Origin of the sequence: Phytohabitans kaempferiae (assembly GCF_042433955.1) — a bacterium.
GTDB classification, from domain to species: Bacteria; Actinomycetota; Actinomycetes; order Mycobacteriales; family Micromonosporaceae; genus Phytohabitans; species Phytohabitans kaempferiae.
This window is the reverse complement of the sequence record NZ_JBHLUH010000009.1, coordinates 366,406-386,750: the sequence shown is the minus strand read 5'-3', so window position 1 is coordinate 386,750 and position 20,345 is coordinate 366,406. Positions and strand designations below refer to the sequence as shown.

The following is a 20,345-nucleotide window of genomic DNA, read 5'->3' as shown; positions in this document are numbered from 1 at the left end:
CGGGCGCTGCGGTGCCAGGAGCGGCGCAGGCGCTCGCCCTCGCGTGGCCGTGTCGCTCAGCGGGCGCTGCGATCCCAGGAGCGGCGCAGGCGCTCGCCGACCCGGTTGAGCGAGAAGACCGTCAGGAACAGGGCCGTGCCCGGTACGAAGACCAGGTGCGGGTCGGTCGCGAACGAACTCTGCCCGGCGGCGATCAGGTTGCCCCAGGTGGGGTTGGGCCGCTGCACGCTCAGCCCGAGGAAGCTCAGCGACGCCTCGGCGACGATCAGCACGCCGACGATCACGAAGCCGTACGACGCGACCGGCAGCGCCACGTTGGGCGCGATCTCACGCAGGATCACGCGGCGGTCGCGCGCGCCCAGCGCCCGGGCCGCGGTGACGAACTCGCGCTGCGCGAACGTGAGCGTGTTGGCCCGTACCAGCCGGATGTAGGTCGGGATGATCAGGATCGACAGGCCGATCGTGACGTTGCGGACGCTCGGCTGGAGCACGGCGACGAGCGCCAGCAGCAGCACCAGCGGCGGGAACGCGAGCATCGAGTCGGCGACCACCGCGACGACCCGGTCGAGCCAGCCCCGGTAGTAGCCGGCCAGCAGCCCGATCGTGCCGCCGACGAGGGTGCCGACGAGCACCGCGGCGAAGCCGACGACCAGCGAGATCCGCGCGCCGTAGACGATCTCGGCGAGCAGGTCGAGGCCCTGCCGGTCGGTGCCGAGCGGATGGGCGGAGAAGAGGTCGGGGCGGAGCAGCGTCGGCGTGGTCAGCGTCTTGGCGATGTCGCGCCCCTCGGCCATCGGCAGCCAGTCGGCGGCGATCGCGGCGCCACCGATCAGCAGGAGCCAGGCGGAGGCGAGCACCAGGCCGGTGTCGGTGCCGGGGCGGAGGCGTTGCAGCGCCGCGTCGGTCGCGCGCAGCAGGATCCAGAGCCCGGCGACGACGAGGACGACGCGGACCGGTGTGGACCCGGCCAGGTCGACCGCGCCGGCGTACGTCGCGGCGAGGCCGGCGACCGCCGCCAGGGAGATGAGCCACCAGGGGCGCGTCGCACGTCTGGCGGCGGCCGTCGTGGCCGGCGCGGGGCCGGCGGGAGCGTCAACGGCGGACACGGCGAATCCTCGGGTCGAGATAGGCGTACGTGGCGTCGATGAGCAGGTTGAGCCCGATGTAGATGGTCGCCAGCACCAGCACGGCGCCCTGTACCACCGGGAAGTCCTTGTTGGTCACGCCCTGCACGACGAGCGTGCCCATGCCGGGCAGGCGGAAGATCGCCTCCACCACGACCGCGCCGCCGAAGAGCCGGCCGAGGCTCACCCCGGCCACCGTGATCAGCGAGAACGACGACGGGCGCAGCACCTCGCGGAGCAGGATGTGCCGGGTCGACATGCCCTTGGCCCGCGCGGCGAGCACGAAGTCTTCCCGCAGCGTGCCGATCATGTCGCTGCGCAGCACGCGGAGGAAGACCGCGCCCTCCGGCAGCGCCAGTGCCAGGGCCGGCAGGAAGATGCTGCGCAGGTTGCCGCCGATGCCCTCCGGGTCGGTCCAGCGCACGAAGCCCTGGCGCGGCAACTCCGGCCAGAACGCGTACAGCAGCGCGCCCGCGAGCAGGACGGCGGCCGCGACCAGCGCCGCGCGGGCGAGCGTGCCGCGCCGGTCTTCGGCCATCTCGGTGCGGGCGCGGCGCAGCGCCGACCAGGCGACCCAGGCGGCGATCGCCACCGCTCCGGCCAGCAGCACCGTGCGGACCAGCTCCGGCCGGAACACGAACAGGAAGATCAGCAACAGCGCGCCGAGGAAGCTGGGGATGGAGATGGCGGCGGAGGCGATGTTGCCCACGACCCGGTCGATCCGGCCGCCCGGACGCAGTGCGCAGAGCATCGCCAGCGGTACGGCCATCAGCAGTGCCAGCCCGATCGCGACCAGCGTCAGCTCGATGGTCACCGGCAGGCGGGAGAGGATCGCCTCGGTGACGCTCTGGCGGGGCGGGAAGAGGCTGGTGCCGAAGTCGCCCCGGACCACGTCCGAGATCCACTGGCCGTATCGGGCCAGCGGTGGCTGGTCGAGGCCGAGCTCGTCCCGCACCTGGGCGATCTCGGCCGGCGTCGCGTCGGTGCCGGCGACGGTGATCGCCGGGTCGCCCGGTACGAGCACCAGCAGCAGGGACGTGACGAAGCTGACCAGCAGCAGAACGACCGCCACGTGGACCAGCCGGCCGAACACCGTCCGCGCGCGGGCGCGCCGGCGCGCACGGACGCGCGCCGGCGCGGCGGTCGCCGCTGGTGTTTTCGCCTCGTCGAGGAGGTCACCGCCCGTCGTCATCGGCGGGGCCGGTCAGTGTCCCGGGCCGGCGAGGCCGTCCAGGAAGGTCGAGGTGCAGTCGTCGATGAACTTCTCCAGCGGGTACTTGGACGTCGGCTTGAACCAGCGGACCGACAGCCAGGTGGCGTCGCGGATGAGGCGGTAGACGATCTTCGCGTCGAGATCGGACCGGAACGTGCCGTCGTTCATGCCCGCCTGGATCACGCCGAGCCAGGTGTTCTGCACCTCGCGGCCGACGTTCTTCAGGTAGGCGAAGCGGTCGAGGCCACGCAGGTAGTTGGCGTCGTTCTGGTAGATCTCCGTCGCGTGCGGATGCGCGGCCGCCGTCTCGAGCGAGGCCTTGATCACAGCGTGCAGGCGGGCACGGGGATCGGTCGCCTCGGCGAGCGCCTTCTTGTATCGCCCGCGTAGATCTTCGAGGTAGGACGAGATGATCTCGTCGACCATCGCCTCCTTGGACTCGAAGTGGTGGTAAAGACTGCCAGACAGGATGCCGACCTCGTCGGCGATCTCCCTGACGGTCGTGCTGGCCACGCCTTTGCTGGCGAACAGCGCCGCGGCTTGGGCCAGGATGTGGTCCCGGCGGCCCTTCGCTCCTGCCACTGTCCCTCCTTCTCGGGTCGATCTGATGGTACGCCGCGGGACTAGCTTCGCCAACCAAGCGCTTGGTAAGGTCGCGGCGTCGAATGGTTCGGCCGGGCTGACCGGCCGGAGGCATGGGGATGGTAATCGGTGATGGCTGATAAGCGGATGTCGGCCGACGAGGTCGTCGGCGAGCTGTCCTCGGGAATGACCATCGGTATCGGTGGCTGGGGTTCCCGACGCAAGCCGATGTCCCTGGTCCGCGCCCTGGCCCGGTCGGCGCTTGGTGACCTGACCGTGGTCAGTTACGGCGGTCCCGACGTGGGGTTGCTGCTGGCGGCGGGGAAGGTGCGCCGCCTGGTGTACGGCTTCGTGTCGCTGGACTCGATCCCGCTGGAGCCGCACTTCCGGGCGGCGCGGCAGGCCGGCACGGTGGAGGTGACCGAGCTTGACGAGGGCATGCTCCGGTGGGGCCTGTACGCGGCGGCCTCCGGGCTGCCGTTCCTGCCGTCCCGGGCGGGTCTGGGCTCGGATGTGATGCGGGTCAACCCGGAGCTGCGCACGGTCGTCTCGCCGTACGGGGGGCAGGAGTTGGTCGCGGTGCCGGCGCTGCCGCTGGATGCCGCCTTCGTGCACGTCAACCGGGCCGACCAGGCCGGCAACGGCCAGATACTCGGGCCGGACCCCTACTTCGACGACCTGTTCTGCGCGGCCGCCGAGCGGGCGTACCTCTCCTGCGAGCAGGTGGTGCCCACCGAGGAGCTTGGCGCCGCCGGCGCGCTGTCGACCATGCGCATCCAGCGCTGGATGGTCCGCGGCGTGGTGCACGCCCCGCGCGGCGCGCACTTCACCTCCTGTGCGCCCGACTACGGCCGGGACGAGGGCTTCCAGCGCGAGTACGTGGCCGCGGCCGACGATCCGGAAGCCTGGGCGCGGTTCCGGGAGACGTATCTGGACGTCGATGAGGACGCCTACCAGAAGGCGGTGGCCGAATGAGCGGCGGAGCGGGGAAGGCACAACAGGCCCCGGCGACGCGGGCCGAGGTCTGTGCGGTCGCCTGTGCCGAGGTGTGGCGCGGCGACGGGGAGATACTGGCCAGCTCGTTCGGTGTGGTGCCGACCGTCGGTGCCCGCCTGGCCCGTGCCACGTTCGAGCCGGAGCTGCTGCTCTCCGACGGCGAGGCGCTGCTCGGCGCCGGTATCTGGGCGGTCGACGAGCAGCCGACGGTGATCGAGGGCTGGCTTCCGTTCCGGGCGATCTTCGACCTCGTCGCCGCCGGGCGCCGGCACGCGATGATGGGCGCCGGCCAGATCGACCAGTACGGAAACGCGAACATCTCCGCGATCGGCGACTACCGCCGGCCCCGGGCCCAGCTGCTGGGCGTGCGCGGGGCGCCGGGCAACACGGTCTGCCATCCGTGCAGCTACTGGGTACCGAGGCACGCGCCCCGCGTCTTCGTGGAGCGGGTCGACATGGTCAGCGGCGTGGGGTACGACCGGGCGGCCGAGGCCGGTCCGCCGGTGACCGCGCGCCACGAGATCCGCCGCGTCGTCACCAACCTGGCCGTGCTCGACTTCGCCACCGAGGACCGGCGGATGCGGCTGGCCTCGGTGCATCCCGGCGTGACCGTCCAGGAGGTGCGCGACGCGACCGGCTTCGCGCTGCACGTGCCGGACGACGTACCGACGACGCGGCTCCCCACCGAGGAGGAACTGCACCTGATCCGCACCGTCATCGACCCCCGCGACCGGCGCGCCGCCGAAGTGCCGCGGTGAGCCGGCTGCGTACCCCGCTCTGCGACCTCTTCGGGGTCCGGTACCCGATCGTGCAGACCGGGATGGGGTACGTCTCCGACCCGGGCCTCGTGGCCGCGACCGCGAACGCCGGCGCGCTGGGCATCCTGGCCGGCGCCACGCTCGGCCGGTCCGAGCTGGACGCGGCGATCGCGCGGATCCGCGACCTGACCGGGGAGCCGTTCGGCGTCAACCTGCGCGCCGACGCCCCGGACGCGGCCGACCGGGTCGACCTGCTCCTGCGCCACGGGGTGCGGGTCGCCTCGTTCGCGCTGGCACCGAAGCCCGAGCTGATCGCGCGGCTCAAGGACGGCGGCGTGGTGGTCGTCCCGTCGGTCGGCGCCCGCCGGCACGCGGAGAAGGTGGCTGCGTGGGGCGCGGACGCGGTCGTGGTGCAGGGCGGTGAGGGCGGCGGGCACACCGGGCCGGTACCCACGACGCTGCTGCTGCCGCAGGTGGTCGACGCCGTCGACATCCCGGTGGTGGCGGCCGGCGGCTTCTTCGACGGCCGGGGGCTCGTGGCCGCGCTGGCGTACGGCGCCGCCGGGATCGCGATGGGCACGCGGTTTCTGCTGACCAGCGACAGCCCGGTACCGGACGAGGTCAAGCGCCACTACCTGGCCGCCACGCTCACCGACACGGTGGTCACCACGGCGCTGGACGGCGTGCCGCAACGGGTCCTGCGCACCGGCTTCGTGGAGGAGTTGCGGCGCGGTGGGCCGGTCCGCCGGCTGCTGCGCGGGGTACGCAGCGCGGCGGCGTTCCGCGGCTCCACCGGTACCACCTGGCGGGCGATGCTGGCCGAGGGCGTGGCGATGCGCCGTTCCCGGGAGCTGACCTGGGGGCAGGTGCTGCTCGCGGCGAACACACCGGCGCTGCTGCGGGCCGCGATGGTGGACGGCCGTACGGACCTGGGCGTGCTGGCCACCGGCCAGGTCGCCGGACTGGTCGACGACCTGCCGAGCTGTGCCGAGCTGGTCGCCCGGATCATGGCCGAGGCGGAGGCGGCGCTGGACCGGCTCGCCCCCGGCACGCCCTAGGTAAACAAGCAAGCGCTTGCTACACTGCTTTCGTGTCTGACCCCCGTTCGCCCGAGCCGCCGCCGGCTCGCGGGCTGCTCGACGGCCGCACCGTCCTGGTGACCGCCGCGGCGGGCACCGGCATCGGGTTCGCCACCGCACGCCGCTGCGTCCAGGAGGGGGCCCGGGTCGCGATCAGCGACCGCCACGAGCGGCGCCTCACCGAGGCTGCCGACCAGCTCGCCGAGCTGGCCGGCGAGCGACCGCTGGCGGTGCCCTGCGACGTGACCGTCGAAGACCAGGTGCAGGAGATGGTCGACGCGGTCGTGGCCGGCTTCGGCCACCTCGACGTGCTGGTCAACAACGCCGGCCTCGGCGGCACCGCCGACGTCGTGGACATGACCGACGAGCAGTGGCTGCGCGTCCTCGACGTCACGCTCACCGGCACGTTCCGCTGCACGCGGGCGGCGCTGCGGCACATGATGCCGCGCGGCCGGGGGGCGATCGTCAACAACGCCTCGGTGCTCGGCTGGCGCGCCCAGCGCGGCCAGGCGCACTACGCCGCGGCCAAGGCGGGCGTCATGGCGCTGACCCGCTGCGCCGCCGTCGAGGCGGCCACCGCGGGCGTGCGGATCAACGCGGTCGCCCCGAGCATCGCCGCGCACGCCAACCTCGTCAAGGTGACCGACGAGGCCCTGCTCGCCGACCTGGCCGGCCGCGAGGCGTTCGGGCGGGCGGCGGAGCCGTGGGAGGTCGCCAACGTCATCGTCTTCCTCGCCAGCGACTACGCGTCGTACCTGGTCGGCGAGGTCGTGTCGGTGAGCAGCCAGCGAGCCTGAGGAGGCACGGTGCCGGTCACGTGGAACGTCGACGCGGATGGTGTGGCGCAGGTCGTCGTGGACCATCCGCCGGTCAACGCCCTGCCCGTCGCCGGCTGGTACGCGCTCGCCGACGCGCTGGCCGCGGCCGGCGCCGACGAGCGGGTCCGGGCGGTGGTCCTGCGGGCCGAGGGGCGCGGCTTCAACGCCGGCGTCGACATCAAGGAGATCCAGGCGGCTGGGGCGGAGGCGCTGATCGGCGCCAACCGAGGCTGCTTCGCGGCGTTCGCGGCCGTCTACGAGTGCCCCGTGCCAGTCGTCGCGGCCGTGCACGGCCACTGCCTCGGCGGCGGCATCGGGCTGGCCGGCAACGCGGACATCATCATCGCCAGCGACGACGCCACCTTCGGCCTGCCCGAGGTGGACCGGGGCGCGCTGGGCGCGGCCACGCACCTGTCCCGCCTGGTGCCGCTGCACAAGGCGCGGGCGATGATGTACACCTCGGCCACCGCCACCGCCGCGGAGCTGCACGCCTTCGGGTCGGTGCTGGAGGTCGTGCCGGCCGACCGGCTGCGCGCGGCCGCAGACGCCGTCGCCGCCCGCATCGCGGCCAAGGACACGCGCGTGATCCGGGCCGCGAAGGAGTCGCTCAACGGCATCGACCTCTGGGACGTCAAGCGCAGCTACCGGTACGAGCAGGGCTTCACGTTCGAGCTCAACCTCTCCGGCGCCGCCGACGAGGTGCGCCGCTCCTTCGGCCGTCCGGCGGAGTAGCGATGGACCTGACCCACTCGCGTGAGGACGAGGAGTTCCGGGCCGAGGCCCGGGACTGGTTGGTGGCGAACGTCCCCGACCCGCCGCTGCCCTCCGGTGACACGCGCGCGGGGTTCGCGGCGCACCTGGAGTGGGAGCGGCGGCTCTTCGCCGAGGGCTGGTCGGCCGTCTCGTGGCCCCGGCGGTACGGCGGGCGGGACGCCTCGCTGTGGCGGTGGCTCATCTTCGAGGAGGAGTACGCCCGCGCCGGCGCGCCGCAGCGGGTCACGCAGAACGGCATCTTCCTGCTCGCGCCGACGCTGTTCGAGTTCGGCACGGCGGAGCAGCGCGACCGCGTACTGCCCGCGATGGCCGCCGCCGAGCAGCTGTGGTGCCAGGGCTGGTCCGAGCCGGGGGCCGGCAGCGACCTGGCCGCGATCACCAGCCGGGCGGTGCGCGACGAGGCGGCCGGCGGCTGGCGGCTGACCGGGCAGAAGACCTGGACCACGCGGGGAGCGTTCTGCACGCACCTGTTCGGGCTGTTTCGCACCGACCCGGACGCGCCCCGGCACCGCGGCCTGACCTACTTCCTCGTGCCGCTGGACGCGCCCGGCGTCGAGGTGCGCGGCTTCGGCCGGCTGGACGGCGACGAGGGCTTCGCCGACGTGTTCCTCACCGACGTTTTCGTACCGGACCGGGACGTGGTCGGCCGGCCCGGCGAGGGCTGGAAGGTGGCGATGGCGACCACCGGCTCCGAGCGCGGCCTCACGCTGCGCCCGCCCGGCCGCTTCCTCGCCGCCGCCGAGCGCCTTGCCGAGCTGGCCCGCTCCGGGCCCGCGCCGGCCCGGCTCCGCGAGGGCGTCGTACGGGCGTGGATCGGCGCGCGGGCGTACGACCTCTACACGCTCCAGCAGGTCACCGGGATGCTGGAGGGGCGGCCGCCGGGCGCCGCCGCCAGCCTCAACAAGCTCTGGTGGTCCGAACTGGACGTACGGCTGCACGAGACCGCGCGGGAGCTGCTCGGCCCGGAGTCCGATGTGGATGGACTGTGGCCGCGCGGCTTCCTGTTCTCGCTCGCCGGCCCGATCTACGCCGGCACCAACGAGATCCAGCGCAACATCGTCGCCGAGCGGGTCCTCGGCCTGCCGAGGGGATGACCGTGCGGTTCGCGCTCACCACCGACCAGGCCGCGCTCCGGGACGCCGCCCGCGACCTGCTGGCCACGCACTGTCCACCGGGGACGGTGCGGGAGGCGTGGGACGGCAAGCCGGCGGACGGGCTGTGGCGGCGCCTGGCCGACCTCGGACTGACCGGTGCCGCCGTTCCGGAGGAGCTTGGCGGGCTGGGGCTGTCCGATGTGGAGATGGCTGCGGTGCTCGTCGAGGTCGGGTACGCCGCCGTGCCGCTGCCGGTGGCCGAGACGGCCGCGGTGGCCGCGCCGCTGCTGGCCGCCGCCGGCGATCCGGGCGGGCATCTGGCCGGCGTGCTGGGCGGCGCGACCCGGGTCGCGCTGGCCGGGCGCACGCGGCTGGTGCCGTACGGCGGCCGGGCCGAACTCGTGCTCGACCTGGCCGGGCCGGGCCTGGCCGCGCTCGCCGACCTGCCCGCCGAGCCGGTACCGGCGATCGACGGCTCGCGCGCGCTGGTCCGCCTCGCCGAGGCGCCCGGCGGCGCGTTCGAGGTCGACGCCGGGGCGCTCGCGCTGGCCCGGGACCGGGCGGCGCTGGCGGTCGCGGCCCAGCTCGTCGGCCTCGGCCGGCGGATGCTCGACCTGACCGTCGCCTACGTGCGCGAACGCCACCAGTTCGGCGTACCGGTCGGCGGCTTCCAGGCGGTCAAGCACCGGCTCGCCGACGCGACCCTCGAGGTCGAGTTCGCCGAGCCGGCCGTGCTGCAGGCCGCGTGGGCCGCCGCGACCGGGGCGCCGACCCGCGCCCGCGACGTCTCGACCGCGTACGTGCTGGCCGCCGAGGCCGCCGCCGGCGCGGCCCGCGCCGCCATCCAGTGCCACGGCGCCATGGGCTACACCGTCGAGTACGACCTGCACCTGTACGCCAAGCGGGCCTGGGCGCTCGCCGCCGACGGGGACGGCGTCGACGCCCACCTGGCCCGTGTCGCCGACGCGATTGGGGTATGACGATGAGCGAGTCGCCTTCAGCGCCGCACGAGCGAGCGAACCAGGAAGCACCGACTGACGAGATCGTGCTGTACGAGACGGCCGGGCCGGTGGCGATCGTCACGATGAACCGGCCGAAGTACGCGAACGCGCAGAACTCCGCGATGACGTACGCGCTCGACGACGCCTTCTACCGGGCGGCCGCGGACGACGACGTACGCGTCATCGTCCTGGCCGGCGCCGGCCGGCACTTCTCCGCCGGGCACGACATCGGCAGCCCCGGCCGCGACATCGACCGCTCCTTCCAGCGGCGGGCCGGGCTCTGGTGGGACCACGTCGGCAAGGCCGGCGCGGAGAGTCGGCTGGCCCGCGAGTCCGAGGTGTACCTGGGGATGTGCCGCCGCTGGCGGGAGCTTCCCAAGCCGACGATCGCGATGGTGCAGGGCGCCTGCGTCGCCGGGGGCCTGATGCTGGCCTGGTGCTGCGACCTCCTCATCGCCGCCGACGACGCGTACTTCGCCGACCCGGTGGTGCGGATGGGCATCCCCGGCGTGGAGTACTTCGCGCATCCCTGGGTGATGGGGCCGCGCTTCGCCAAGGAGTTCCTCTTCCTCGGCGAGCGGGTCGGCGCCGAGCGGGCGCTTTCGCTCGGCATGGTCAACCGAGTGGTGCCCCGGGCCGAGCTGCGCGAGCAGACCATCGACGTGGCCGGGAGGATCGCCACGATGCCGCGGCTCGGCCTGGCGCTGACCAAGCGGGCGGTCAACCAGGCCGAGGACCTGATGGGCCTGCACGCCGGCATGGACTCCGCCTTCGGGCTGCACCACGTGGCCCACGCGCACAACGCCGAGGTCGGCACCGACTCCCTCGCCGGCCACGACGCGCGCAGCATGCGGGACAGCTCGTGACCGCCGTGCGCCTTTCGTTGCAGCTCTTCGGCATCCCCGCGGTGGAGTTTCCGCCCCTGGTGGAGCTGGCCGACGCGCGCGGGTTCGACACGGTGTGGCTGGCCGACCACGTCATCACGCCGGTGGACTTCGCCCGCGCGTACCCGTACAACGCCGACGGCGACCCCGGCTACCGCGCCGACACGCCGCTGGTCGACGTCGCGGTGACCCTGTCGTTCCTGGCCGCCCGTACCCGCCGGATCAAGCTCGGTACCGGCGTGTTCATCCTCCCGCTGCGCAACCCCTTCCACGTCGCCCGGGCCTGGGGCACGCTGCACGACCTGTCCGGCGGCCGGGCCGTGTTCGGCATCGGCACCGGCTGGATGGCCGAGGAGTTCGCGGCGGTCGGCGCCGACTTCGGCACGCGCGGCCGGCGCACGGACGAGATGCTCGACGTGCTCGACCTGCTCTGGTCGGGCCAGACCGTGGAGTACGCGGGGGAGTTCCACCGCTTCGCGCCGGTCCGCTTCGGCGGGGCACCGCACGCGGCGGTGCCGATCGTCGTCGGCGGGCACGCCGACCGCGCGCTGCGGCGGGCCGCGACCCGCGCCAGCGGCTGGTTCGGCCCGGCCGTCGACCTGCCGTCCACACTGGACTTCGTGCGGCGGATCGACCGGATGCGCGCGCAGGCCGGCCGCGAGCACCTGCCCTTCACGCACTACGTCCGCATCTTCGGCGACATCACGGTGTCCAACGTGGAGCGGTACCGCGATGCCGGCCTGGAGCACCTGGTCTTCGCGCCCTTCACCCGGCTGCCCAGAGGCGCGACCGCCGCCGACCGGCTGGCCGCTGTGGACGAGGCGGCCGACCGGCTCGCGCCCGTACTGGCGGGAGCGTCGTCGTGAGCCCGTTTCCGGCCGAGCTGGTCGCCGAGTACACGCGGGCCGGCCACTGGAGCGACGAGACGATCGCCGGCCTGGTGGCCGGGCACGCCGCCGCCCGGCCGGACCAGCTCGCCTTCGTCGCCGACGACACCACGCTCACCTGGCGCGAGTACGACGAGCTGAGTACGCGGCTCGCCGCCGCGTACCTGCGGGCCGGGCTGGCGCCGGGGGAGATGGTGGCGGTGCTGCTCACCAACGGCGCGGCCACGCACCTGGCGTACCTGGCCGCGCAGAAGGCCGGCCTCGTTACCGTTGGCATCGGCCCCCGCTCCGGCGACGCCGAGATACGCCACCTGATGACCCGTACCCGCGCCCGGACCCTGGTGACCCGGGCGGTGCACCGGGGTCGCGACACCGGCGAACTCGCGGCCGCGCTCGGGGTCGACCGGCACGTCGTGCTGGACCCCGCCGCGCCGGCCGTGCGGCTCGACGGCGCGCCGCTGCCGCTCCCGCCACTGGCCGAGGCGGTCGCAGAGACCGCCGGCCACGGGCTCGGCGCCAACGACGTCTTCTTCGTCAACTCGACGTCCGGCACCACCGGCCTGCCCAAGTGCGTCATGCAGACCATGAACACGCGCAAGTACTTCGGCCCGCTCGCCGCCGAGGCGGCCGGTTTCGGCCCGGGCGAGGTCTTCGCCAGCGTGCTGCCCGCCCCGTACGGCTTCGGCCAGTGGAGCGCGCACGTGGTGCCGGCCATGTACGGCTATCCGACCGTGCTGCCCGAGGAGTTCGACGCGGCCCGCACGCTGGAGCTGGTCGAGCGGCACCGGGTCACCGTGCTCGCGGCGGTGACCAGCCAGTTCGTCATGATGCTCAACTCGCCGGCGATGGCCACGGCCGACCTGTCGTCGCTGCGCGCGCTCTTCACCGGCGGGGAGAAGGTGCCGTACGCCCGGGCCGCCGAGTTCGAGGACCGGACCGGCTGCGCGGTGCTCCAGTTCTACGGCTCCAACGAGGCCGGACCGCTCAGCGTCACCAGCGTCGCCGACAGCCGGGAGCGCCGTCTGCGTACCGCCGGCCGGGCCATCCCGGCGATGCGGCTGCGGCTCTTCGCGCCGGACGGCACCGACGTCACCGACGGCGGCGGGCCGGGGCAGTGCGCCGCCCGCGGGCCCGGCCTCACTCCCGGGTATCACGACGACCCGGCCGCGAACGCCGCCCTGCTCCGCCCGGACGGCTGGATGCTCACCGGCGACCTGGTCCGGGTCGACCCGGACGGCTACCTCACCGTGACCGGCCGCGCGGCGGACTTCATCATCCGCGGCGGGCACAACGTCAGCGTGCTCGCCGTCGAGGAGGCGGTCGGCGCGTGCCCCCGGGTACGCCAGGTCGCGGTCGTCGCCGTGCCGGACGACGTCCTGGGCGAGCGGGTCTGCGCGTACGTGGTCACCGACGACGGCGCCGACCTGGCCCTGGACGAGCTGCGCGCCGGCCTGGCCGCGCAGGGCGTCTCCAAGCAGACCTGGCCGGAGCGGCTGGCGACGCTCGACGCGCTGCCCCTCTCCGCCGGCGGCAAGGTGGACAAGGCCGCGCTGCGCCAGGACGCCCGGGAACGCTTCGCCAGCGCCTCGTGACCGCCCGGCTCCGGCGGCACCGGCGACCCGCTGGGATTTCACCTGGCCGAAACCCAGAAAGTGCGCGTTGTAGGTAACGTCCCAGCATCCTCGACGACATCGACCCGTTCATCGGCACCGCCGCGACCGACCTACCTCGGGCTGGTGGTCTGGCCGCCACTTGGTGGTGGCCGAAGCCGCAGGTGGGCAACACGCACCCCGGCGCGACGTCGCCGCTGGGCATGGTGTCCGCGTGTGCCTACTCCGGGGCCTATCCGACCGGATACGGGCGATACACGAAGAACACCGAGGGCGTGCCGGAGGAGATGTTCGACCGGCTCCAGGCGTCCGGCTTCACGCACTTCCAGCAGTCCGGCACCGGCGCGATCCGCAAGTACTACAACTACGTCCGGGTCACCCCGATGGTGCAGCCGCTCGACGTGCTCGGGCAGGCGTGGCCCCTGCACGACGAGGTCGCCGAGCCCGGCTACTACGCGGCGACCATCGACACCGGCGTGCGCTGCGAGGTCACGGTCGGCACCAAGGTCGCCGTCCACCGGTACACCTTCCCCGAGCACCGCAGCGCCCGCCTCGTGGTCGACCTGTCCTGCGGCGGGCTCGACATCGAGCTCGGCCGCACCGTGCCGCTGCGGGCCCAGGTGGAGAACATGGGGTACGGCCGGGCGCGCGGCACGGTGGTGATGGAGGGCGTGCCGCTGTCGGTGTACCTGGAGGTCGACAGCCCCGGCTGGCGGCAGATGCTCTGGTACGACCGGCGGCTCATCGACGGGGGTACCCGCCTCGACTTCGACAGCATCCGGCACACCACGCTGCGCCCGTTCGGCCTGCTGTTCATGGGCCCGGCCACGGCGGGGCAGACCGTCGAGGTGCGGCTCGGCTTCTCGCTGCGCGGCTGCGAGCAGGCCCGGCAAAACCTGGAGCGGGAGTGCTGGCCGGCCCAGCCGGCCTTCGACGGGGTACGCACCGCGACCCGGGCCCGGTGGGCCGACCACATCGGTCGCGTGCGGGTCGAGGGCGGCACGCCGGCCCGGCGCACCGTGATGGCGACGGCGCTGTACCACTCGCTGATCAAGCCGTGCTTCGCCGACGACGAGAGCCCGTTCTGGCCGACCTCCGGGCCGTACGCGTTCGACATCTGCACGATGTGGGACATCTACAAGACCCAGCTTCCGCTGCTCGCGGCGATCGTCCCGGACCGGGCCACCGACCTGCTGGAGTCGCTGATCCGGGTCTGCGAGGAGGAGGGCAACTTCCCCAACGGGTACCGGATGGCGCGCGGCGCCGACCGGTTCTTCCGCCAGGCCAGCGCGCTCGCGCACACCGCGCTGGCCGACGCGCACGCGCTCGGCCGGTCCGGTGTGGACTGGAGCTGGGCGCTGGTGCACATGGCCGACGACCTGCGCCGGCTGTACGGCGAGGACTTCTTCGAGCAGGGCCTGGTGCATCCGATCAGCCACACGCTCGACCTGGCGTACGCGCACCACTGCACCGCGCAGGTGGCCCGCGCGTTGAACGACCACCGCCTCGCCGACGACCTCGAGCGGCGCGCCCGGCAGTGGGTCAACGCCTTCGACCCGGCCACCGGGCTGCTGCGCGACTCCGACTTCTACGAGGGCGGCAAGTGGAACTACTCGTTCCGGCTGCTGCACGACATGGCCGCGCGGATCGCGCTGGCCGGCGGCGACGCGGAGTTCGTCGGCATGCTCGACCGCTTCTTCGGCTTCGGCGCCGCGCCGGTGACCCAGCCCGGCCGGCGCCCGTCACCGGCGCAGATGGCGGCCGGCTACGCGCTCGACCGCTTCGAAGGGCTCAACAACGAGCCTGACATGGAGACGCCCTGGGCCTACCACTACGCGGGGCGGCCCGACCGCACCGCGCAGGTGGTGCAGGCGGCGCTGACCTGGCAGTTCGGCACCGGGCCGGGCGGGCTGCCGGGCAACGACGACTCCGGCGCGCTCAGCTCGTGGTACGTGTGGGCGTCGCTGGGGCTGTTTCCGGTCGCCGGGCAGAGCCTTTTCCTGGTCAACACGCCCGCTTTCGAGCGGGCCGCGCTGCGGGTCGGCGACGGTGAGTTCGTCATCGAGACCAGCGGCCACCGCGAGACGCCGATCGGCGCCGACGGCATCGACCGCGACCCGCCGGCGCGGTACGTCGAGTCGGCGACCCTCGACGGCAAGCCGCTGAGGGCCAGCCATCTGAGCGCGGCCGTCGTGCATCGCGGCGGCCGCCTGCACCTGCGGTTGGGGCAACGGCCGACGGGGTGGGGATGCGAGAACCGCCCACCCTCCCTGTCCGCCCCGCCGCATCGCTGAAAACCGGGCAAGACCGCACCACTCGCACCACCCTCCCTCCATCCCTGGCACCACCCCCTCCACCCCTGAGGAGGTCCGATGTCCCTGCCTACCCGCCGTCTCGTCATCGTGGTCAGGGCCGACCCGGTCATCTGCGGCCACTCCGGCGAGGCGCGCAACCTCGCCGAGGTCGCCCTCACCCGCGGGTTCGACGACGTACGGCTGCTGACCTGGCCGGTACCCGCGCTCCAGGCCGCCGGGCTGCCGCTCAAGCCGCTGGACCGGCTGCTGCCGTACAGCCCCGGCATCACCGTGGAGCGGCCGGAGCCGGTCGGTGACTACCGCGTGCCGGACGGGCGGCACATCGCCGGACTCACCGGCCGCCTGGTCGAGCTGCTCGCCGAGGGGATACCCACCACCTGCCTGTCGATGTACCTCGTGCCGCACACGACGGTCGTCAACGACGCGGTCACCGCCGCCCGCGCGGCCGGCTTCGCGCCGGACGTGCGCACCGTCGCCAAGGCGGTCGGCTCCGACGTCACCAACGTCATCAAGTCGTGCCTGCGCGACGGCCGGTACGGCGCGGCGACCGTCCTGTTCACCACGTTCCTGGCCAGCGACGAGGTGGTGGCGGTCTCCGAATACACGCGGGAGGAGATCGTGGCCTCGGCCGAGCAGGTGGACGCGCACTGCGGTACCCGGTTCGCCGAGGAGTGCCGGCGCCGCGTGACGGTCAGCTATCCGCCGATCGACGCGTCGGCGTACCTCGATCTGGATCCCGCCGAGGTGGACGCCGCACTGGCGCGGCGCGGCCTGAAGCGCGGCGGCTACCTCCTGTTCCTGTCCCGCGTGGCGCGGGCCAAGGGCATCTACGACCTGGTGATCGCGTACGGGCAGATGCGCTGCCGGGACCGCGTGCGGCTGATCGTCGCGGGCACCGGGCCGGCGCTGGAGCACGTGCGGGCGATGTCCAAGGAGGACGACCAGATCACGTACCTCACCGATGTGGACGATCGGGAGAAGCCGCTGCTGATGGCGGGCTGCGCGGCGTACGTGCTGCCGACCAAGCCCGAGCCGGACTTCGTGGAGACGTTCGGCATCGCGCTGGCCGAGAAGATGCTCGCCGGCGGCGGGCCGATCGTCACCACGCTGACCGGTGGCACGGGCGAGGCGGTCGGTGATACCGCGGTCCTCGTCGAGCCCGGCGACATCGCCGCGCTGGCCGAGACGGTCGACCGGGTCGTACTCGAGATGCCGGAGGCCGAGAGGCGCGACCTGGAGGTGCGCGCGCGGGCCCGAGCCATGCTCTTCGACCGCGGTGCCGTCTTCGACGGTCTGTTCCCCTCCGCGGAGCCGGCGGCGCTGGCCGGCTGACGGGCTCGTACCCGCCCGGTCGATCCCGCTGTGCCGGGCTGTCGGCGGCGGCCCGGCACACGCGCGCGGCCGGTCAAGGGTGCAGCTCCCGGACCACGACGACCGGGCACTGCGCGTGATGCAGCAGTTGCTGGCTCACCGAGCCCAGCAGCAGCCCGCTGAAGCCGCCGCGCCCCCGGGAGCCGACCACGATCATCTGCGCCCCCTGGCTGGCCTTGATCAGCGTCTCGGCGGGCGCACCGGCGACGACGTGGGCGCCCGCCGCGACGTCGGGATACCTGTCCCGCCAGCCGGTCACCTCCCCCTTGAGCCCTTCCTGCTCGACCTTGACCTGTTCCTCGACGTTGAAGCCGGGCGGCCGCCACCGCGCTGTCGGCGGCTGCCAGGCGTGCAGCACGCGCAGCTCCGCGCCGCGCCGGTCCGCCTCGCCGAACGCGAACTCCGTGGCGAGGCGGGAGCCCTGGGAGCCGTCGAAGCCCGCGATCACCGGACCGTCGTCCCGCCGTTCCGTTCCCCGGACGACGACGACCGGGCAGTGGGCGTGCGTCGAGACCGACATGCTGGTCGACCCGAGCAGCAGGTTGGCGAAGCGGCTGTGCCCGCGGTCGCCCAGGACCACCAGGTGCGCGTCCCGCGACTCGTCGACCAGTACGGCGGCGGGTTCGCCGCCGACCACGGTGCCTGAGATAGGCACATTTGGATGCGATTCCTGCGCCCTCGCCAGTGTCTCGGTGAGCACGCCCTGGGCGGCCTCCCGCGTGGTGTCCTCCTGCCAGACCGCCGGGGCCAAGCCGATGGTGCCGGCCACCGACCGCCACTCGAACACGTGCACCAGCTTGACCTGGGTCTCGGCGCGGGCGCTGTGGTCCAGTGCCCAGTCGAGGGCGGCGTCGGCGGCGCCGGACGCGTCGTAGCCGACGACGATGGACTGCGTGGTCATGATCGCTCCAAGGGTCGTGTCGTGTCGCGCGCCCGGGACCGCTGCCGATCATGGGGCCCCCGGACGCTCACCGGTGGGCGGCGCCGCCGCGCGTCCCAGGCCGAACCGCAACACCAGCTGCGGGTACCCGTGCCGGGGCAGCAGGCTGGCGAGGAGGGCACGGGCGCCGGGCTCCTCGACCGCGTCGCTCATCGCCGAACCGGCCAGCTCGCGCGAGGTGGCGGTGAGCCAGACCGCGCTGACCGCCTCGCCGGCGCGCAGCCAGTCGATGGGCTGGTCGCCGTCGGTCGCCACCACGAGGTACACGGCGAACCGGTCTTCGCCCCGGCCGGGGTCGAGCAGCGCCTCACCGGCGGCCGCGAAGTCGCGCAGCGGCACCGGCCACTCCGCGCGCGTGCCGAAGGCGCTCGCGGGTACCCCTTCGCCGCTGGCCAAGGTGCGCAGCTCCTCCCGGTACGCCTCGTCCTTGGCCTGGATGTTGCCGGCGCTCTCCTCGGCCGTCTCCAGGAAGCCGAGCTGTTCGGGGCCGATCCGGTGCAGCCACGCGTGTTCGGCGGTCGCGGCCGTGTGCAGCGCGGCGAGCGTGTCCGCCGGTACGGGTTCTGTGGCCGGGAACGGGCGCCGGTCGGATTGCCGGCGGCCGATGCTGCGCCGGTTGTCGAGGTCCGCGCGCCCCACCGCGTGCTGGCCGGCGACCCCTACGCGCGCGAGCAGGTCCGGTTCGCCGGGCTCGGGGTACCGGGCCACCGCCGGTGCGCGGCCCGCCGCGGCGAGCGCCACGCGGGCGTGGTGCAGGGCGGCACCGCAGCTCAGGGTCAGCAGCCGGCCGTCGGGGTCGATCGAGTCGACGCGCCGCGACCGGTCCGCGTACAACTCCAGTTCGTCGCCGTGGACCCGCCACCGCCAAGGCCGCGTGTTCAGGAGCGACGGGGCCTGCCCCGCCGCCTCGGCCGCTGCCCGGAGCTGTGTGGCCTCGTCCGGTGCCGCCCCGGAGCCGTCAGCCATAGCGCCAACGTACGCGCGGCGACGGTCGGCAGCGGCGAAACGGCGGGAAAGCCGCCGGTGCCCGGTGCGAGTGACCCGCGCCCCCGTCCACCGTGGAGGGTGAGCGGAGGGCGAGCTAGGACTGGCGCCAGGCCTTGGCGACGGCGCGGATCGTCAGCAGCGCGACGACGGCGACGATCTGGCCGCCGAGGATGACGCGGTTGACGTCGATCGCGGGGCGCCACCGCACCGTGCCGTCCTTGATGACGAACGCGCCGACCGGACGGGACGACACGCCGAAGCCGGCGCCGTTGCCGTTGCCCTCCTTGCCCCCGGCGCCCGGTCCGGTCCCGCCGCCACCGCCACCACCCCCGCCGCCGGAGACCCGGGCGACCGGGACGACGGTCAGGCCGTCCTGGGTGATCGGCTCCGCCACCACCGAACGGGCGGTCAGGCTACCGCGCACCTTCTCCAGCAGGTCCAGGGTCTTCGTGGTCGGGTCGGTCATGGTCGCCACCTCCAAGGGCTCTGCGTCGTCTCCATCGTGACCGCGCCGCCGGGGGACCGGGGCCGGATGCCCGAACCGGAGGTACCCGGCCGCGTCACGCCCGCCGGAGCGGCGGCGCGCCGGTGCGGGCACCTCCGCGCTCAGCCGCGCCGGCAGCCGGGGGAGGCGCGTCGTCCGCGTGGCCAGGGTCAACGCTCCAGGCGTACGCGGTGGCGCGTGGCCTCCTCCAAGTCCTCGGTGGCGGCGACCAGCAGGCGGTGTCCCAGGTCCGTCAGCGCGCGGGCCACGGCGATCTCGTCGCCGATCTCGGGGATGTCGGGCTCCTCGGGGTGCAGCCGGGTCTGGCCGGTGCCCACCAGGTCGTCGCGGATCTCGTCGTACAGTTGCGCCTCGGCGTAGGTCCGGTCGTCCAGCTCACCGATGAGGATCTCCACGTTCCAGCGCTTCGTCGCGGTCATGTCGGCCTCCTTGACGTCGTCGTCCGGGCTGCGTCGGCGGCTGCGGGCCCCTCCCATGGCCGCCGGTCACTCAGCCGGTGGCAGCGTGCAGTTCGCGGATGACCGCGACCGGGCAGTTGGCGTGGTGCAGCAGTTGCTGGCTGGTCGAGCCGAGCAGCAGCCCGCGGAAGCCGCCGTGCCCGCGCGAGCCGACGACCACCAGTCGGGCGCCGTCGCTCGCCTGGACCATGACGCGTCCGGGCGGACCGGTCACCACGTCGGCGATCACCTCGACCTGCGGGTACTTGTCGCACGAGGTCGCCAGCAGCTCGTCGAGTTCGGCCCGCTCGGCGGCGACCTGCTCGTCCAGGTCGTACGCCGCCGGTCGCCACCGGGGCGCGGCCGGCGTCCAGGCCCGGACCACGCGCAACGCGCTGCCACGGGCGGCCGCCTGCTCGAACGCGTACTCCAGCGCGAGCAGGGCGTGGTCGGAGCCGTCCACGCCGGCGACGACCGGGCCGGCGGGGGACCGGTCCGCACCGCGTACGACCACGACCGGGCAGTGCGCGTGGGCCGTGACGGCGGCGGTGGTGGAGCCGACCAGCAGCTCCGCGAAGCCGCCGTGGCCGCGGCCGCCCAGCACGATCAGCCGTGCCTCGCGCGAGCGTTCCTGAAGGAGCGCCGCGGCGGAACCGGCCGTGACCCTGCCGGTCACGACCACCTCCGGATGGCTCTGGAAGGCCTCGGACACGGCGTCGTCGACAAGCTTCTGCGCGTCCTCGCGGGCGACCTGCTCCGGCAAGACCCGCGGCCCGGGCGCGATCGGGCCGGCGATGGGAAGCCACTCGAACACGAACAGGATGGTGACCGGAGCACCGGTGCGGGCGCCCTCGTCCAGCCCCCAGCGGAGGGCGCGGTGCGCGTGCGTGGAGCCGTCGAACCCGACGATGATGGGGTAGGTGGTCATGGCGTCCTCCAACCAACTGTCTACTGTGGAACTAGCGATTCG

At 73.8% G+C, this 20,345-nt stretch carries 20 protein-coding genes; 12 read left to right on the top strand and 8 right to left on the bottom strand.

The annotated features are described in order from the left end of the window. Positions 1–56 precede the first annotated feature (56 nt). Genes ACFFIA_RS08440 through ACFFIA_RS08430 form a run of 3 tightly spaced genes read right to left on the bottom strand, consistent with a single transcriptional unit; the run spans position 57 to position 2,919 of the window. Positions 57–1,106, bottom strand: a complete 1,050-nt coding sequence (locus ACFFIA_RS08440; protein WP_377248065.1) for an ABC transporter permease — start codon at positions 1,104–1,106, stop codon at positions 57–59. Beyond that, a complete protein-coding gene (locus tag ACFFIA_RS08435; RefSeq protein WP_377248062.1) occupies positions 1,093–2,316 on the bottom strand; it encodes an ABC transporter permease in 1,224 nt (407 codons plus the stop codon). Before ACFFIA_RS08435 ends, ACFFIA_RS08440 begins: the two co-directional genes overlap by 14 nt. A gap of 12 nt (positions 2,317–2,328) precedes the next feature. Beyond that, positions 2,329–2,919 (bottom strand): TetR/AcrR family transcriptional regulator, encoded by a 591-nt coding sequence (locus ACFFIA_RS08430; protein WP_377248059.1) that lies wholly within the window; start codon positions 2,917–2,919, stop codon positions 2,329–2,331. Positions 2,920–3,051: 132 nt separating this feature from the next. Between ACFFIA_RS08430 and ACFFIA_RS08425 the strand changes: the two genes are divergently transcribed. The 12 genes from ACFFIA_RS08425 (at position 3,052) to ACFFIA_RS08370 (ending at position 16,467) form a co-directional block, all read left to right on the top strand. Beyond that, entirely contained in the window at positions 3,052–3,894 is an 843-nt protein-coding gene (locus ACFFIA_RS08425) for a CoA transferase subunit A (RefSeq protein ID WP_377248056.1), read from the top strand. After that, positions 3,891–4,673: a CoA-transferase subunit beta gene (locus ACFFIA_RS08420; RefSeq protein WP_377248053.1), complete on the top strand. Its 783-nt coding sequence runs from the start codon at positions 3,891–3,893 to the stop codon at positions 4,671–4,673. Before ACFFIA_RS08425 ends, ACFFIA_RS08420 begins: the two co-directional genes overlap by 4 nt. 5 nt (positions 4,674–4,678) lie before the next feature. Beyond that, positions 4,679–5,731, top strand: a complete 1,053-nt coding sequence (locus tag ACFFIA_RS08415; protein ID WP_377248301.1) for an NAD(P)H-dependent flavin oxidoreductase — start codon at positions 4,679–4,681, stop codon at positions 5,729–5,731. Positions 5,732–5,763: 32 nt separating this feature from the next. Next, on the top strand, positions 5,764–6,549 hold the full coding sequence (locus tag ACFFIA_RS08410; RefSeq protein ID WP_377248050.1) for an SDR family oxidoreductase: 786 nt from the start codon (positions 5,764–5,766) through the stop codon (positions 6,547–6,549). Positions 6,550–6,558: 9 nt separating this feature from the next. Beyond that, complete coding sequence (locus ACFFIA_RS08405; RefSeq protein WP_377248047.1) at positions 6,559–7,302, top strand: enoyl-CoA hydratase family protein; 744 nt, start codon at positions 6,559–6,561, stop codon at positions 7,300–7,302. Between the two features lie 2 nt (positions 7,303–7,304). Then, on the top strand, positions 7,305–8,438 hold the full coding sequence (locus ACFFIA_RS08400; protein WP_377248044.1) for an acyl-CoA dehydrogenase family protein: 1,134 nt from the start codon (positions 7,305–7,307) through the stop codon (positions 8,436–8,438). A gap of 2 nt (positions 8,439–8,440) precedes the next feature. Continuing rightward, positions 8,441–9,418 (top strand): acyl-CoA dehydrogenase family protein, encoded by a 978-nt coding sequence (locus tag ACFFIA_RS08395; RefSeq protein WP_377248041.1) that lies wholly within the window; start codon positions 8,441–8,443, stop codon positions 9,416–9,418. A 2-nt stretch (positions 9,419–9,420) separates the two neighbouring features. Further along, complete coding sequence (locus ACFFIA_RS08390) at positions 9,421–10,305, top strand: enoyl-CoA hydratase (protein ID WP_377248038.1); 885 nt, start codon at positions 9,421–9,423, stop codon at positions 10,303–10,305. Beyond that, complete coding sequence (locus ACFFIA_RS08385; RefSeq protein WP_377248035.1) at positions 10,302–11,189, top strand: TIGR03619 family F420-dependent LLM class oxidoreductase; 888 nt, start codon at positions 10,302–10,304, stop codon at positions 11,187–11,189. The genes ACFFIA_RS08390 and ACFFIA_RS08385 overlap by 4 nt, the downstream gene beginning before the upstream one ends. After that, positions 11,186–12,802 carry a class I adenylate-forming enzyme family protein gene (locus ACFFIA_RS08380; RefSeq protein WP_377248032.1) on the top strand — a complete coding sequence of 539 codons (1,617 nt, stop codon included), beginning with the start codon at positions 11,186–11,188 and terminating at the stop codon, positions 12,800–12,802. The genes ACFFIA_RS08385 and ACFFIA_RS08380 overlap by 4 nt, the downstream gene beginning before the upstream one ends. A gap of 86 nt (positions 12,803–12,888) precedes the next feature. Further along, on the top strand, positions 12,889–15,114 hold the full coding sequence (locus ACFFIA_RS08375; protein ID WP_377248298.1) for a glycoside hydrolase domain-containing protein: 2,226 nt from the start codon (positions 12,889–12,891) through the stop codon (positions 15,112–15,114). Positions 15,115–15,192: 78 nt separating this feature from the next. Further along, entirely contained in the window at positions 15,193–16,467 is a 1,275-nt protein-coding gene (locus tag ACFFIA_RS08370; protein WP_377248029.1) for a glycosyltransferase, read from the top strand. Between the two features lie 73 nt (positions 16,468–16,540). On the opposite strand, the gene ACFFIA_RS08365 is transcribed toward ACFFIA_RS08370, so the two are convergent. From ACFFIA_RS08365 to ACFFIA_RS08345, 5 genes are all read right to left on the bottom strand, one after another. Then, a complete protein-coding gene (locus ACFFIA_RS08365) occupies positions 16,541–17,407 on the bottom strand; it encodes a universal stress protein (RefSeq protein WP_377248026.1) in 867 nt (288 codons plus the stop codon). 48 nt (positions 17,408–17,455) lie between these two features. Continuing rightward, entirely contained in the window at positions 17,456–18,412 is a 957-nt protein-coding gene (locus ACFFIA_RS08360) for an Acg family FMN-binding oxidoreductase (RefSeq protein WP_377248023.1), read from the bottom strand. Positions 18,413–18,527: 115 nt separating this feature from the next. Beyond that, the gene (locus ACFFIA_RS08355) at positions 18,528–18,899 is read right to left on the bottom strand and encodes a GerW family sporulation protein (RefSeq protein WP_377248020.1); all 372 of its coding nucleotides are present in this window, start codon (positions 18,897–18,899) and stop codon (positions 18,528–18,530) included. A 188-nt stretch (positions 18,900–19,087) separates the two neighbouring features. After that, complete coding sequence (locus ACFFIA_RS08350) at positions 19,088–19,357, bottom strand: DUF1876 domain-containing protein (RefSeq protein ID WP_377248017.1); 270 nt, start codon at positions 19,355–19,357, stop codon at positions 19,088–19,090. A 70-nt stretch (positions 19,358–19,427) separates the two neighbouring features. Continuing rightward, positions 19,428–20,303, bottom strand: coding sequence for a universal stress protein (locus ACFFIA_RS08345; protein ID WP_377248014.1), 876 nt, complete (start codon positions 20,301–20,303; stop codon positions 19,428–19,430). Positions 20,304–20,345: the final 42 nt, after the last annotated feature.